Source organism: Rhizobium rhododendri, assembly GCF_007000325.2.
Taxonomy (GTDB): Bacteria; Pseudomonadota; Alphaproteobacteria; order Rhizobiales; family Rhizobiaceae; genus Rhizobium; species Rhizobium rhododendri.
This window is the reverse complement of sequence record NZ_CP117268.1, coordinates 1,047,803-1,061,597: the sequence shown is the minus strand read 5'-3', so window position 1 is coordinate 1,061,597 and position 13,795 is coordinate 1,047,803. Positions and strand designations below refer to the sequence as shown.

Here is a 13,795-nt window from a genome sequence, read left to right as displayed (position 1 = left end):
CGCGATTTGATCAAAGCCGAAGCCGACAAGCGAAACGTCTGCTGCGATAAAGGCCGTCGGTTCAAGGAAAGCCCTCGGCGTCGGCCAGTCATTGTGTGCAGACGGGTGGCACAAGGAAAAGCGGGACGCCCAACTCGGAAAGGGAGACTAAGGTGACCATAAAGTCAGCAAGTGAAGATCGCGACTTACAACGTGAACGGCGTCAACGGTCGACCCGACGTTCTCCTCGATGGCTGGAGACGACGTCGCCCGATGTCGTTTGCCTGCAGGACCCCAAGGCGTCGATAGGCTGACGTAGAAGATGAGCGTCTCATTAGCGTCATCCCAGCAGCGGCTCGTCATCCTCCTGCATGGGATGGGTGGAAGCGGTTCCTCCATTATGCCCATTGCGGGCCCGTGGCGACGGACATTGCCGAATACGCGGTTCGCCGCTCCCGACGCTCCCTTTCCTGGGGCACAGGGTGGACATCAGTGGTTTCGAGTGGATGGTCAGGAGTTGCGCCCGGATCATGTCGATTTCGTCCGTGAGGCTTTCGACGAGCTGATCTCGGAAGTGGTAACACGCGAAGGCTTCGAACGCGCGCTTGACCGCGTCGCGTTCGTAAGCGTCTCGCAGGGGTCCCTTATGGCCCTAGACGCGGTGGCCTCCGGCAGGTGGCAGATCGGAGCGCTCGTGTCCTTTGCGGGGTTACTACCACTTCGTCCGGCGGTGATGTCGAATCGTATGCCTATCCTTCTGATCCACGGACAAGACGATTCCAGCATACCAGTCCAGGCCTCGAAGGCGGCCGCCGGGCAGTTGCGGACTGCTGGCTTCGACGTGGAACTTGAAGTTCTGCCAGGGGTTGGCCACACGATAACCCCTGAGGGTGCGGAGATAGCCCTTGCCTTCCTCAGGAAGCAGCTCGCTTAGGACCATCGACCGCGTCCCAGCTCGTCTTATCTCCTGTCTTCATTTTCAAGCGAACAGGTCTGCTGTCTTAGGTGGCAGTCCTCCAAGGCCTCCCACGGCTGTGTACGGCGGCAAGACCATCATGCTTTCCTCGGGGAGGGGCCGCTGGAGCTTCTTCGCCTCCCACCACGGCGCGGTCAGCCAGAGTTCGCACTCTTCTCGCGTCGTCAGCATGACTGGCATTGCCTTCGGATGTATCGGCTTAACGAGCGCATTCGGTCTGGTCGTCAGGAATGCGTAGATGTCATGCTCGCCGTGCCGGGGCGCCTTGATCGGCCCTCTGGCACCCTTCCATCGCGTGTGAATGCCAGCTAACGCAAAGACGGGTTGATCCTCGTTGACGACGAACCAGCGCAGCGGCTTCTTGCCCGTGGTCGGATCGGCAACCTGTTCATATTCTGAGAACGCCGTCGCCGGAACCAGGCAGCGGTTGCCTATGCCCAGCCACTGCTGCCAATGCGGTATCCATGTCTTGCGAATATTGGTCACGCCTCTGTCGGGTTTGTCCTCACGATGGATCTCCGGCGTCGGCATGCCCCATGTGCTCATGGCCAGCTCGCGCTCGCCACTGGCGTCGAGGCGGACGATTGGGCCAGGACGGTCGGGTGTATGTGTAGCGACGGCTCGAGGTTGCCCGCACGGAAGTGGGTAATCGAGATGAGGTCGCGGATGGCCGCCTGGTTGGTGGTAAGGTTGTAGAGGTTACACATCGCGCCATTCTCCCGTTCCCTTCGGAGATAGCTCCGGACGGCCATTGATCAAGCGCGACGCCTCGGCCTCCAGCCGGCGGCTCGACCCCAATTGATGCAGCCGTAAATGCAGAGCTTCTGAGGTCGGCCGGACTATGACCCGGACCGCCGTCTATTCTCTGGAATCCAAAGTGGGTCCTCGGACGGCGAGAAGAGTTGTGCGACCCATGGTCTTTCTAAGAGAGGCGCCGCGAAAGGCAGAGCGAAGGAAACAAATGGCAGCTGTCACGTTGAGCTGAGGTAGTCACAATAAAAATGGTGTCATATTGACCAACGACGAGAAGCCCGCAGGCGACATAAACGTCTCCAGCTTGAGTGCATTGTCGCCGAGCGCTGACCAAAGAGAACTCTACACGATCGCGTTCGAGCGCTCGCGGACACCCATGGTGATGGCCGATGCTGGCCAGGGGCAAAACCCGATATTATTCGCCAATAAGGCTTTCCTCGAGCTCACGGGTTACGCCTTGTCTGAAGTCGTCGGCAGGGACTGCCGTTTTCTCCAGGGTCCAGCGACATCCAAAAGCGTTACCTCTACTATAGGCGCGTCCATCCGGTCGGGCGTCGAGGTTGCAGCGAATCTGTTGAATTACCGAAAAGACGGCAGCGAATTTTGGAACGAGCTTCACATTAGCCCGATCCGCAATGACGAAGGCGAGATCGCATACTTCTTCGCTTCCCAGATGGATGTCACTGAGTTGCGTCGAGTGGCTGGCCTGGAGGCCTCTGAGCGGCGTCTGCTCAGAGAGGTGGATCACCGCGCGAAAAATGTTCTCGCTGTCGTCAATAGCATTGTTCGCCTGAGCAAGGCGACCGACCCAAGTCGTTATGCAAGCGCGGTCCGTGATCGCATTCAAGCGTTGGCGGACGTCCACACCCTGCTCGCCGAGAAGGGATGGGATTCCATTTCACTTGAAGAAATTGTTCGTCAGCAGTTCACGGCATTCGGACCGCATGCGGTCCAGCTTGAGGGACCCGGCATCGGTGTTGAAGCGACTGATGCGCAGCCCCTTGCGCTTGTTCTCCACGAACTGGTGGCAAATGCGACCAGCCACGGCGCGCTAGCCAACGAAGCTGGCAATGTGGAAGTTCACTGGAGAAAGGTTGAGCCAGGTGGTCTTGAAATTGATTGGCGGGAGAGAGGACCCGTCGTTCCTGCCGCCACCAGAGCTGCTGGATTTGGCACAGCCTTAATTGATGCTTTGGTGGAAAAGCAGCTTCGAGGAAGCATCAGCCGCGACTGGAGGACTGAGGGCCTGTCGCTGGTAATCCGTCTGCCCAGTGAGCGACCGCTCGGTACCGCGCCGATTGTGGGGTGAGTGGTCGGGCTGCGATCTTATTTGGAGGGTTTGCGATTGGGCGGATTGAACATCAGCCGCTTATCTCGTAGCACCAAATGGTGTAGAACTCGACACTGCAACGGATGCCTGTCACGACGAAACCCAATTCAGATCCTAAAAAAGACGTTCGTTTTTCTGACGGGCAATCTCCAGCGCTTGTCTGAGATGAGTCAGACGGTTCAGCCTATTCGATGACGAGTGCGAGATCTCGCTCCGACAAGCAGGACAGCATTCGGTCTTGAAATGGAACTGCCTGCGCCAAAGTTCACCAATCTCTCCTTTTTGCGGCGAAAGCCCAAGGAACTCACAGGCGAAGGAGCCCTTGCGTGAGCGTTGGCAAGTATACTATGCCGTTCGATATTGATTTAAATCAAATACATTCGTCCGAATTTTCAAAAAAAGACATTTTAAAGCAGGCATTGTAGTTTAAAGCAGAATTTTAGTCGCATATTTGCGACAGCGGACAAATACAGTTTTATTCAATACTGAGACAATTAACCTTCGCGGGCCACGCTCAAACTCCCAGGCGCACAATGCGCCAAGACAGAGGAGCGACGGACTGTGCGCATACGATCAATCCAGCTTAAAATTGCCCTGCTCGCGGGCGTCTGCGTCGTTGCGGCAAGCGGCGCATTGGTAGGGTATAGCATCATATCGGCCGCCAACAGTAAGGCATTCGTCGGTGAACACGTCGATACACTGACGGAAGACAGCACCAAGAACCATCTCAAGACATTAGCTCTTGCGCAGGCCGCGTTGATCAAGTCGCCGCTCGACATGGCATTCGACTCGGCGCGTAACATGGCCCGGATGTTCGAGATATCGGCGAGCAACGACAATGGAGCAGCGACGCCGGTTGGCAAACGCCGCGCTGAATTCAATGCCATCCTTCTCAACGTGCTGAAGGACAATCCACGCTTCAACGGCACATACAGCGCCTGGGAGCCCAATGCACTTGATGGGCAGGATCAACTCTTTCGCAACAAGCAGGATGTCGGATCGGATGCGACCGGGCGATTCCTGCCTTACTGGACACGGAGCGCCGATGGCAAATTGGCTGTCCAACCCCTTGTCGAATACGACAGCACAGCGCTTCACCCCAACGGCGTCATGAAAGGTGGATGGTATCTTGGCCCGAAAGGCGGCGGTGACGAAAGCGTCCTGGACCCATTGCCCTATGTCGTTCAGGGCAAGAACGTCTATCTGGCGACGATGTCGGTTCCCATGACCATCGACGGCAAGTTCGTCGGTGTTGCCGGAGCCGATTTCGATCTCACCTTCGTCCAGAAGCTTGCGGAAAATGTAAAGGCATCGATCTACGACGGCAAAGCCGCTGTCGACATTGTCAGCTACAAGGGCCTTGTCGTCGCATCCAGTGATCATCCGGATGCAATTGGCCGCCCGTTTGACCAAATAAGCTCAGCGGCCATGTCGCAACTCCCATCGATACAAGCCGGCCGCGATACCGTCGAGGGAAATGCCGAGACGTTTACGGCTCTGTCACCCATCGTCATCGGCCGGACGAAAACGCCATGGTCCATTATTATTCAAGTCCCGAGATCGGTAGCAATGGCGCAGGCCAAGGCCCTCACATCATCGCTGGCAGACCGTAACCATGCCGACACGCTGTTCCAGATTATCGTCGGCTTCATCATTGCAGCCGGCGGCATCGCGGCGATGTGGTTCGTGGCCCGCAGCATCGCGTCTCCCATCAAGCAAATGACGACCGCCATGGGCCGATTGGCGCAGAGCGATGTCTCCATCGAAGTCCCCGGCCTCGACCGGGTCGACGAAATCGGTGCAATGGCTGCCGCCGTCTCTGTCTTCCGAGAAAACGCGATACAAAAAACAGCAATGGAAGAAGAAGCACTGGCCAATCGCTCGATGAGCGAACGGGAGCGCCTGGAACGTGAAGCGGAAAAGGCACGTGAAGCGGCGGAATCGCAGTTCGTCGTCGATTCCTTGGCAGCCGGGCTCCAGCGGCTGGCTGACGGCGACGTCGCCTATCGGATTTCGACACCCTTCGCCGCCCATCTCGACACGTTGCGTCTCGACTTCAATAACTCGCTGACCAAACTGCATGAGGCGCTACAGGCAGTCATGGAGAATGCTCGCGGCATCGACGGTGGTGCGAATGAAATTCGATCCGCCGCAGATGACCTGGCAAAGCGGACCGAGCAACAGGCGGCCTCCGTCGAGGAAACAGCGGCTGCCCTGGAACAGATCACGACGACGATGCGTGATTCCACGAAGAGGGCGGAAGAGGCAGGCGTTCTCGTCTCGCGCACCAGAATTGGTGCGGAGAAGGCCGGGGAAGTCGTGCGCAACGCGGTGCATGCCATGCATCAGATCGAGAAATCCTCCGGCGAGATCAGCAATATCATTAGCGTCATTGATGAAATCGCCTTCCAGACCAATCTGCTCGCGCTGAATGCGGGCGTGGAAGCCGCGCGCGCTGGAGATGCCGGCAAGGGCTTTGCGGTCGTCGCCCAGGAAGTGCGGGAGCTTGCACAGCGCTCTGCCGCTGCCGCCAAGGAGATCAAAGCGCTCATCATCACATCCGGAGAGCAGGTGCGTACCGGTGTCACCCTCGTTGGGGAAACGGGGAAATCCTTGGAAATCATGGTCGGCGAGGTTCAGAAGATCAACAGTCACGTCAGTGCCATCGTGGAATCGGCGCGCGAGCAGTCGGTCGGTATTCAGGAGATCAACACGGCCGTCAACACGATTGACCAGGGCACGCAGCAGAACGCCGCCATGGTCGAGGAGTCCACGGCTGCCAGTCACAGTCTGGCCAGCGAAGCCGACGCTCTGAACAAGCTGATCTCGCAGTTCAATCTTGGTGGTCATGGGCTGATTCATCAACCGGTGCGGCTGGCTTCGAACAACCCACGCCCGGTAGCGTCGCCCGCAAAAGTGCTCGGACGCAAGATTGCCAATGCGTTCGGCGCGTCTGCGGAACAGTCCTGGAAGGAGTTCTGAGATCACTGCCGCTGGGCATCTCGTTTGCTCAGCGGTGTCCGCCCGCACCAAGCAGCAGCCCCGCATTTTCTATAAGGGTGGCGCGCTGTGCTCATCCCAAGGTGAAGGAAATGCTGAAACATATCGGCGAGGATCAGCTGTGAATCGGAATGTCTACGCGTCGTGTTCATCAACACATCAAAAGGGTTGGATGTCTTCCCTGTGGTCGCGGGGCAGTCCGAACCCGGTGTTCCGGGTCGAGCGGTCAAGACATCCTCGGCGTCGAGTGGTCGGAAGATCCAGATCCTGACCGCCGATAAAATTAAAAGGATATTGTCCTGTGGAAGAGCATATGTGACGGTGTCAGCGGTGGGGCCGCCGTTACGGTCGAGACGGTTCTTCCCATCATTGAGGAAGTCACGGAGTCACTGGATATCAATCCTTCCATTCCGATCCGCATGACCCGGATAAAAACGACAAGATAAGGCGACTTTCCTCCATTCCCTGGCCGTGTCGTCTCTTAGGATCCGCCTGCCGGAGGGCCGGCCACTTTCAATGCGTGGGGCGGTAGCGCCCGGACCTCCCTTCGCAATTTGAGGGCTCTGGTAAAGAGTTTTCGAATTTCTTGCAAAGTATTCCAAGACCTTTTCAGGTCCGACTGCTGGTCGAGGATCGTCGACAAGTGGGGTTAAGCAGCAGCCAATATTGAGGTCGGTAACCGAACAGTGAAAGTCGTCCCCTTCGGGCTACTGGCGGTCGCCAACGTACCGCCAAGCTGTTTTACAAAGGCTTCAACGAACCGGGAGCCGAGACCAGAACCTTCAACCTTCGACGCAAGGCCAGATCCATTATCGCTGACGGTGAGCGTGACTTCGCCGTCTCTCCTGTGAAAACCGAGATTAATTTCGCCCCTACCTTTGGGGAAAGCATGCTTTATTGCATTCGTCGCGAGTTCATTTGCAATCAACCCAATGGCGACAGCGTGGTCAGGTAGAATGCTGAGGGGCTCTGCCGCCGATGTTACGGTAATGTCGGATGATTGTCCCAACAGGCTGGATTGGACACTTGCACTTATACCCTCAAGGTAGGAAGGCATCGGCACCGGCCCAAGCCTGCTCGATTGGGCGATTACATCGTAGAGCTGAGCGACCGCTGAAATTCGTGCCTGCATTGCCTGGTAACCTAGAACACAGGGTTCGCCTGCCCGCTTCAGTTCAAAGGCAACGAACGCGGAAATGATCTGAAGACTATTTTTGATCCGGTGCGCCAGCTCGGCTGCCAACATATCTCTGTGACGGTCAAGCAGGACCTCGTCCGTCGCGTCTTCGAACACGACCAGCAACCGTGTCATATGATTGCCTGGACGATATACCTTGCGGGCGTTCACTTTGAAGATACGGCGACCAATTCCGGGAAAATCGTCCTCGAGTAGGAAGCCGTCCATTACTTCTTGGTGAGGAACCACTCGCTCCAATAATTTGCGCAGGGCAAAGGTATCCCACTGTCCCTGACCGAGAGCTTCGAGCTTTCTCCCGACAACTTGGCTTGCGGTGGCATTGAAAAGAGCGAGGAAAGAGCGGCTTGCTGTCACCACGGACATATCGGGCTCGAGGATGACCAATGGGTCCCGGATCGTATCAACGATATTTTGGGCGATGCGCCAGTTTCGCTCTGCCTCGATGTGACTGACCCGCGCCTCTGTCACGTCATCGATTGCCAGCAGCAGAAAATGGGAGCTATCTCCAGAACGAACCAGCTTCTGAGCATTCAGGAGCATCACCTTGCGTCCGATGCCGGTAAATACGTGGTCGACCTCGAACCCTTCGACGGAGTTTTCTGTGGGGAGAACTTCCTCAAGCAGACGCTTCAATGCATCGATATTCCATTGTCCATTTCCCAGATCGTAAAGCTTGCGACCAACCGTGTCCGGTTCGCTCACCTTAAACATCGCATAGAACGCGCGATTGGCTGAAACGACCGTGAGATCGCTGTCGAGGACCAGTAGGCCATCTCGTAGAGTGTCGACAATGTCTTGAGCGGAGATGGCGCTCATCGTGAAGTCCTGCATAATTTCTCTCAGCGTTGAAAAGAAGCAACCATATGATGGCGGATTTTGGATACGCGCAAATGACACCTCAGCTTTTTCTCGCTTGGTGGCGGACGCGGCGCACTCTTGAATACGGCCACGAGCGCCAAGCCTGGCTTAAGTGTGCATCTTCACGCAGTGCCGGACCGCCTTTCCCATTTGGCCGGTTCCGGTAAAGGGTTTTCGAACTTCTTGCGAAGGCTTTCCATGACGTCTTCGACTGGAATGCCTGGTCGAGGATCGTCGATCGCCGCCTGGATGACACGTTTCAGCAGCTCGTTGCGCAGATCGACATGGGGTTCCAGATCACGCGCTTCGCCCAGAAGGACGAAGGTAGCCTCGGAAGGATCCACGAAGGCTCCTCGTTCTATCCGGTCGAGGAGCCACACCGCGAGATCGGGCGGGAGGTAAGCCTCAAATATCAAGCCTCCAGCTGCCGCTTGATCGCGAAGGCGCATTGCTTGCTCTACCGCGTGAGCTTTGTCGGCTGGATCGGGCCATTCGGTTGTTTCGCTCATGATGTCATGCTCTCTGTCATGCTTGAAAATATCTATCCACGTCAGTGCAACGTTGGCTTAATCATTGGCAGCATTTTTACGGTGTCGCTGACCATTTTGTGCAGTCTTCGCCAGTCGGGAAGCTCATGCTGGTTCACACTTACCGGCATTCCGGTCAACAGCCAACTGGCACAGGTTATCTCGGAAGTCCTATGCTGCCGGTCCAGCCCGTGCATGGCGAGCACGGTTCGCGCGTCTTGAACATTTGATGCCGGCCGAAAGTAGAATACCCGCACGTGCCGCCGAGCGCCCGCAGAGGGATCGAAGAATTGGAAGCTGCCCTTGCAGCTTCCATCCCCAAATCCTTCGTGATGACCTCTGCGGCTCTAAGGCGTCAGCGCGTCTCCTCCTTCAGGGCCGGACCTTCGCCACCGATTTCCAGATAAGGCGGTTGCCCGCGCAGTCCGGCTGTATCTCCGGCTTCCGCTCAGTCTGGGCATGGTTGAAGACCTGATGGCGGCGCGTGGGATCATCGTCTCGAATCAAACAGTGCGCCGGTCCCAGAGGCCCACGTTCAGGGGTTGTAAGACCCGGCTCAGATCACGCCCAAAGACGAAGAGCCCGTTCCATCCTGTCTGCTGCAAAGGTAACGATGTACGCAACGACCATATAGACGACCACGGCGATCAGGAACGCTTCGAGGTAGTAGAAATTCAAAGCGGCCGTCAGCTGGGACTGCGCGAAGATATCGACAACCTCGATAGCGAAGCCGAGGGACAGCGCCTTCATGATGACCATGATCGAATTGGCAAGATCCGGAATTGCTGCAACGATCACCTGCGGAAACATGACCCGCCGAAACACCTGGGTCTTGCTGTAGCCCAAGGAATAAGCGGCATCAGCCTGGCCGGTGTCGAATGAATTCAACGCACCCTTCACGACCTCGGCCTGGAACGCTGCAACGCAAGCAGTCAGTGCGACGACCAGCGTGACCCAGTTCGGCGTAGCATGGCCATTGTAATTCTGACCTACCAAAGACGCCAAAATCCGGGAGGCTGGTGGGAGGCCATAGTATGCAAGGAAGATCACGATCACCATCGGGACGCCTTTAAAGGCAATCTTATAGGCGACGACGATTTCGCGCAGTACCGGGATCCGTCGATATTCGATCATCGCAAACAGCCCGCCGATGATCGTTGAGCACAGGAAAATCACAAGCGCCATGGCAAGTGTTACGGGAACGGCGCCAAGGATGTCGTAGAGATCAGGCAGCAGGACTTCGGAATCGAACATGTGGACCCTCTCTTCGATCAGACGCTTGGCATCAGTGTGGCTTTGAGCGGCGCGGAATTGGGCGTAAACTTGGCGTTTCGCTTCTCGAAGGAGCGTACGATCAGCCAGGCCGCCAGGCAGAGCGTCGAATAGATTACCGCCAGCACAAGGTAGGTCTCGAACTGGTACTGGTTGTAGTCACGTTCCATGACCAGATGCGCCGTTGCCATCACGTCGGCTGCCCCGATGTACATAACGAGCGCAACGTTGTGGATGAGGTAGATGATGGAGTTGCCGTAGCCGGGGAGGGCTATGTGCATCGCCTGCGGCCCGACGACCCGTGAGAGCTTTTGCAGGAAGCTGTAGCCGAGACTGTCGGCTGCATCATGCTGGCCGCGGTCGACAGCCAGATATGCCGGACGCAGGACCTCCGAAAGATAACCGCCGTGGTAAAGGCTTAGAGCGACCATAGCAACAAACGTGGCCTTATGGACTGACGGAGAACCTGCCTGTCTCAGCCGCAGCGTTCTTCACAAGTAGCTGGGTTCAATTTGTCCAGCTCTGCGCAGCGGGCGGAGTTGGACGCGAAACACTTTTGCCCCTTACTCGTTTCCTTCAAAAACAACGGAAGGAGGCCGCAGATTGCCCAGATATTTTTTCGACCTCCATCGTGTCGACAGCGAGCTTTTCGACGATGAAGGCACAGAGTTTGGAAAGCCTGATGATGCGGTGATAGAGGCTGAGGTAGCTATCCTGGAGTTTTTCGTCGAAAGCTTCAAAATGAGCAAAGAGTTTGATCTTGTGGGTATCCGTATCTGCGACGCCGCCGGCGTTTTGGTTCGAGAGGTTTCGAGCCGGGACATTCTCGCGAACCTAATCTCGCCCGAGGTAATTAGCATTTAAGGCTAAGGAAATTTAGTCGTTGTGTTGGGAGCTGCGGAAAATGCGCGTTGAACCGCCTCGGGTTGGCTAGACGTATCGGCTCGTCACCATCAAATGCTCATACTCACGCTCTGGCACGCCGTAGCAGCCACCTGCGATTTTAAGGATTCTTTCCCGATCGAGAATACGTAGGTGCCCTCGTGTCGCTTTTATCAAGCGATCACCCTCCAGGATTTGAATTGCCTCGGTTACGCCGGTGCGGCGTACCCCGAGCATCATCGCGAGAAATTCGTGTGTCAGCACGAGATTATCGCCATCGGTGCGATCGTGGTACATCAGAAGCCACCGGGCCAGACGCTCTCTGACGGAATAGCGGCCGTGTGCCAAGGCCGACTGGGCGATTTGAATTTTGCAGTACTGAACATACCGCAGGAGGAACCAATGAAGGCTCGGCACATCCTCCAATGATCGAAGGAATTTACTTGCGTCCATTTGAAGCGCTGTTCCGCCCGCCAGCATGAGCGCGCCATTTGGCGTATGAAATGAACCCAGAATGACGTGCGCCGCCGTCATGCCCTCCCAGCCAATATGCCCGACCCCGATGCCCTCATGTTCAAGATCTGCGGTCGTTACAATGGAAGCGATGCCACTTTCCAAAAAGTGGACATGTGTGGTCTCCGTGTTTGGCCGCACAATTATATCTCGAAAAGCGAGACCGACCGTCTTGAGATGCGGCCGAATGCGCTCGAAGCCCTCGGCAGGCATCATCTTCAGGAGACGGTTTGTCATTGCATCTTGGGCGAAATCGGACATGGAGGACCTTCCGCAGGGAACAAACTTCCCTCAGCCTCTAATTGCGTCAGCGCGACAGCGGTAATCGCAATAGGGGTGCCGCCATATGCATCTTCTCACCGCCAATAGCGATCCGATTTTCGCAAATCGCAGGTTTTCGTTTACTCCATCGATTGGGAGATCCGCTAATATCAGAGGTGGCTTCAATTTCCATTTGAGAGTGATCCCCAAACCTCCGCAGCCGTTGAGATCGGAAGCTTTGACTTCAAGACCACGCAAGGCTAGTCCCGGCCAGCCGCTTAGCATTTACTCTATTTTATCACGAACGAGCCGAGCATCACCTACGAGATGGCCAATCTTTTGCGGGCGCGGGCGAGGCTGTTCGGAAACCGCCGCGCAAGTCAAAGTGCAGCAAATCTGCGCACTTACACCATATGTCCGCGCAACTGTGTGTGAAGCGATATACGCGTGTTCGCCGCAATATTGTCGGCTGCAAGATTCACCTATGTTGCCCCGCGCAACCGTTCAGGCCTTGCAAATAATCGGCGCTGTTGCATGTTCGCTCTGACTGGAGGAAATCATGGCCCAGCTTGCGCACCCCGTTCCCGACCCATGCCTGCCCGGGCAGGAGAGTGTCTGGTCTTTCCCAAGGCCAAGCATCGCCCAGCCGGCGCGCAATCACCTGAAAATCATTTACAACGGCCACGTTCTTGCAGAGACCACTGCCGCCGTGCGCACAATTGAAACAAGTCATCCGCCAACCTATTATTTTCCGGCCGCGGACGTCGATCTCTCGTTGCTTCGCGAAAGCAGCAGCAGGTCGATCTGCGAGTGGAAAGGACAGGCACGCTATTTTGATATCGTTTCTGGCGACAGAATAAGCCGGAACGCGGCTTGGGCCTATCCGCATCCCACGACATCCTTTGCCTTGATCAAGGATTTTATTGCCTTTTATCCGCGACCCATGGACCTATGCCTGGTGGATGGCGAGGCCGTCGTGCCACAGGCCGGGATGTTCTACGGCGGATGGATCACTTCAGCCGTGGCCGGCCCGTTTAAAGGCCCCCCTGGGACCGAGCGCTGGTAAATGAGTTCAGATTTCGTCAAGAATATGGATTTTGCTACCCACTCATTTCGGGCCGAGACCTTGTATGCTCTGTCGGGCAGCTTCTATCACAATCGGGATTGAAAGGCAGTCCCTTGGAATTGAAGCGCATATGTGGCCGCCAGTAAAAGGGCGTTGTCATTTCCAACAGTGCGGCGCAATATGTTGTCTTTCCGTGTCGAAGGTCTACGAACATGAGGGTTTGTATCTACAAGACCGATGAAGCTCCCGACCTTACGATGTTTCTTCGTGAGGGATACGCGATGCCCTGCACGGAAGAGAGCAGCTGGACGCAGTTAAAGACCATCACAAGGGGCGAAGTCAGTGATGAATTTCTGGCCCAGATGCAGCGCACCGGTCACTGTGTAGTAAGGCTTAGTCAAGTCTCGTCGAGCGATCGCACCGGTCCGACGCCAAACAAGAACCAGAGGAAAGCTAGCATCTATCATCTGGGCAGCCTTCCATCGTTTTTCCGTAGAATGCTGCATAGCTGAGGATTCAACTCCCGTTGCGCATGTTCCTGGCTTCGCAGGCCACTTGTCCGAATCTGGTCAAGACCACTCAATAGGCCATGTTTCAGCGGACAACCTTCCGCGCAGATTACCAGTCTTCGGTGCCGCAATATGTGAAAGCGCTTCGCTCCAGCATTTTAGCAAGCTTCCAACGATCCCTCCTTCCGAAAGGGCAGTTGTGGGCTTTGGCGTTTCGCTGATCTAAGGTGGCCCTTCATCTTTGATGGGCTTGTTTACCCATGAAATCCGTTTCGGTACGCGTTAGGGCCAACGCCGACGTTCCGCAGAAAGGCACGTCTCATGGTCTCGGTCGAGCCGAAGCCGCACCGCGTCGCGGCTCGCATCACGCTCGCACCATCCTCCAGAAGCCGGCGCGCGCTCTCGACGCGGAACGTCTCGATACTCTGCGCCGGGGTGCGGCCGGTACATTTTTGATAGCGCCGCGAAAAAGACCGAAGGCTCATGCCTGCTTGATCGGCCAGCACGCCGAGAGACAGATTATGGTCGAGACATGTGGTCATGCTGTCTCACTTCGACGTCGTCGCGAAGTTGATTATCCAAGCCGCAAAGTAATTTGGTCGTTGGGGCTACGCGCTTAGCGAGGGATTAGAAGCTTTCTCTGGTCCGTCCGCAAACGTAACGTCGCAAGA

10 protein-coding genes and 6 pseudogenes are annotated in these 13,795 nt (G+C 56.3%); 8 read left to right on the top strand and 8 right to left on the bottom strand.

From position 1 onward, the window contains the following. Positions 1 to 171 precede the first annotated feature (171 nt). A pseudogene (locus tag PR018_RS22655) lies at positions 172 to 281 on the top strand (endonuclease/exonuclease/phosphatase family protein); the annotation flags it as partial. 20 nt (positions 282 to 301) lie between these two features. After that, entirely contained in the window at positions 302 to 913 is a 612-nt protein-coding gene (locus PR018_RS22650; protein WP_142831065.1) for an alpha/beta hydrolase, read from the top strand. A gap of 45 nt (positions 914 to 958) precedes the next feature. On the opposite strand, the gene PR018_RS22645 is transcribed toward PR018_RS22650, so the two are convergent. Together PR018_RS22645 and PR018_RS28405 are read right to left on the bottom strand one after the other, a co-directional pair. After that, the gene (locus tag PR018_RS22645; RefSeq protein WP_341798992.1) at positions 959 to 1,501 is read right to left on the bottom strand and encodes an SOS response-associated peptidase family protein; all 543 of its coding nucleotides are present in this window, start codon (positions 1,499 to 1,501) and stop codon (positions 959 to 961) included. Then, positions 1,498 to 1,662: a hypothetical protein gene (locus PR018_RS28405; protein ID WP_341798991.1), complete on the bottom strand. Its 165-nt coding sequence runs from the start codon at positions 1,660 to 1,662 to the stop codon at positions 1,498 to 1,500. The genes PR018_RS22645 and PR018_RS28405 overlap by 4 nt, the downstream gene beginning before the upstream one ends. Positions 1,663 to 1,967: 305 nt before the next feature. Between PR018_RS28405 and lov the strand changes: the two genes are divergently transcribed. The 3 genes and pseudogenes from lov to PR018_RS28680 all read left to right on the top strand — a co-directional run. Next, entirely contained in the window at positions 1,968 to 3,017 is a 1,050-nt protein-coding gene (lov, locus tag PR018_RS22640; RefSeq protein ID WP_142831066.1) for a blue-light-activated histidine kinase, read from the top strand. 798 nt (positions 3,018 to 3,815) lie between these two features. Then, positions 3,816 to 4,265, top strand: a pseudogene (locus tag PR018_RS28685) (cache domain-containing protein); the annotation flags it as partial. 423 nt (positions 4,266 to 4,688) lie between these two features. Further along, positions 4,689 to 6,020: pseudogene (locus PR018_RS28680) on the top strand (methyl-accepting chemotaxis protein); the annotation flags it as partial. A 667-nt stretch (positions 6,021 to 6,687) separates the two neighbouring features. Here PR018_RS28680 and PR018_RS22630 read toward each other — a convergent pair. After that, positions 6,688 to 8,052 (bottom strand): sensor histidine kinase, encoded by a 1,365-nt coding sequence (locus PR018_RS22630; protein ID WP_142831068.1) that lies wholly within the window; start codon positions 8,050 to 8,052, stop codon positions 6,688 to 6,690. A 164-nt stretch (positions 8,053 to 8,216) separates the two neighbouring features. Then, positions 8,217 to 8,603 carry a hypothetical protein gene (locus tag PR018_RS22625; RefSeq protein WP_142831069.1) on the bottom strand — a complete coding sequence of 129 codons (387 nt, stop codon included), beginning with the start codon at positions 8,601 to 8,603 and terminating at the stop codon, positions 8,217 to 8,219. A gap of 405 nt (positions 8,604 to 9,008) precedes the next feature. Here PR018_RS22625 and PR018_RS22620 point away from each other — a divergent pair. Next, positions 9,009 to 9,134 (top strand): annotated as a pseudogene (locus PR018_RS22620) (IS6 family transposase); the annotation flags it as partial. A 48-nt stretch (positions 9,135 to 9,182) separates the two neighbouring features. On the opposite strand, the gene PR018_RS22615 reads toward PR018_RS22620, so the two are convergent. Both PR018_RS22615 and PR018_RS22610 read right to left on the bottom strand, forming a co-directional pair. Continuing rightward, a complete protein-coding gene (locus PR018_RS22615) occupies positions 9,183 to 9,875 on the bottom strand; it encodes an amino acid ABC transporter permease (RefSeq protein ID WP_142831070.1) in 693 nt (230 codons plus the stop codon). A gap of 17 nt (positions 9,876 to 9,892) precedes the next feature. Next, positions 9,893 to 10,327, bottom strand: a pseudogene (locus PR018_RS22610) (ABC transporter permease subunit); the annotation flags it as partial. 169 nt (positions 10,328 to 10,496) lie between these two features. Between PR018_RS22610 and PR018_RS22605 the strand changes: the two are divergent. After that, positions 10,497 to 10,757 (top strand): DUF6894 family protein, encoded by a 261-nt coding sequence (locus PR018_RS22605; protein WP_142831071.1) that lies wholly within the window; start codon positions 10,497 to 10,499, stop codon positions 10,755 to 10,757. Between the two features lie 66 nt (positions 10,758 to 10,823). Here the strand turns inward: PR018_RS22605 and PR018_RS22600 are convergent, their stop codons facing one another. After that, positions 10,824 to 11,549: a Crp/Fnr family transcriptional regulator gene (locus tag PR018_RS22600; protein WP_142831072.1), complete on the bottom strand. Its 726-nt coding sequence runs from the start codon at positions 11,547 to 11,549 to the stop codon at positions 10,824 to 10,826. 559 nt (positions 11,550 to 12,108) lie between these two features. Here PR018_RS22600 and PR018_RS22595 point away from each other — a divergent pair. Then, positions 12,109 to 12,615: a DUF427 domain-containing protein gene (locus PR018_RS22595; RefSeq protein ID WP_142831073.1), complete on the top strand. Its 507-nt coding sequence runs from the start codon at positions 12,109 to 12,111 to the stop codon at positions 12,613 to 12,615. 763 nt (positions 12,616 to 13,378) lie between these two features. On the opposite strand, the pseudogene PR018_RS22590 reads toward PR018_RS22595, so the two are convergent. Continuing rightward, positions 13,379 to 13,645 (bottom strand): annotated as a pseudogene (locus PR018_RS22590) (helix-turn-helix domain-containing protein); the annotation flags it as partial. Positions 13,646 to 13,795 lie beyond the last annotated feature (150 nt).

Coding starts and splice junctions, on each gene's coding strand:
- PR018_RS22650 (WP_142831065.1), top strand. CDS start 302: ATGAGCGTCTCATTAGCGTCATCCCAGCAGCGGCTCGTCATCCTCCTG.
- PR018_RS22645 (WP_341798992.1), bottom strand. CDS start 1,501: ATGAGCACATGGGGCATGCCGACGCCGGAGATCCATCGTGAGGACAAA.
- PR018_RS28405 (WP_341798991.1), bottom strand. CDS start 1,662: ATGTGTAACCTCTACAACCTTACCACCAACCAGGCGGCCATCCGCGAC.
- PR018_RS22630 (WP_142831068.1), bottom strand. CDS start 8,052: ATGAGCGCCATCTCCGCTCAAGACATTGTCGACACTCTACGAGATGGC.
- PR018_RS22625 (WP_142831069.1), bottom strand. CDS start 8,603: ATGAGCGAAACAACCGAATGGCCCGATCCAGCCGACAAAGCTCACGCG.
- PR018_RS22615 (WP_142831070.1), bottom strand. CDS start 9,875: ATGTTCGATTCCGAAGTCCTGCTGCCTGATCTCTACGACATCCTTGGC.
- PR018_RS22600 (WP_142831072.1), bottom strand. CDS start 11,549: ATGTCCGATTTCGCCCAAGATGCAATGACAAACCGTCTCCTGAAGATG.
- PR018_RS22595 (WP_142831073.1), top strand. CDS start 12,109: ATGGCCCAGCTTGCGCACCCCGTTCCCGACCCATGCCTGCCCGGGCAG.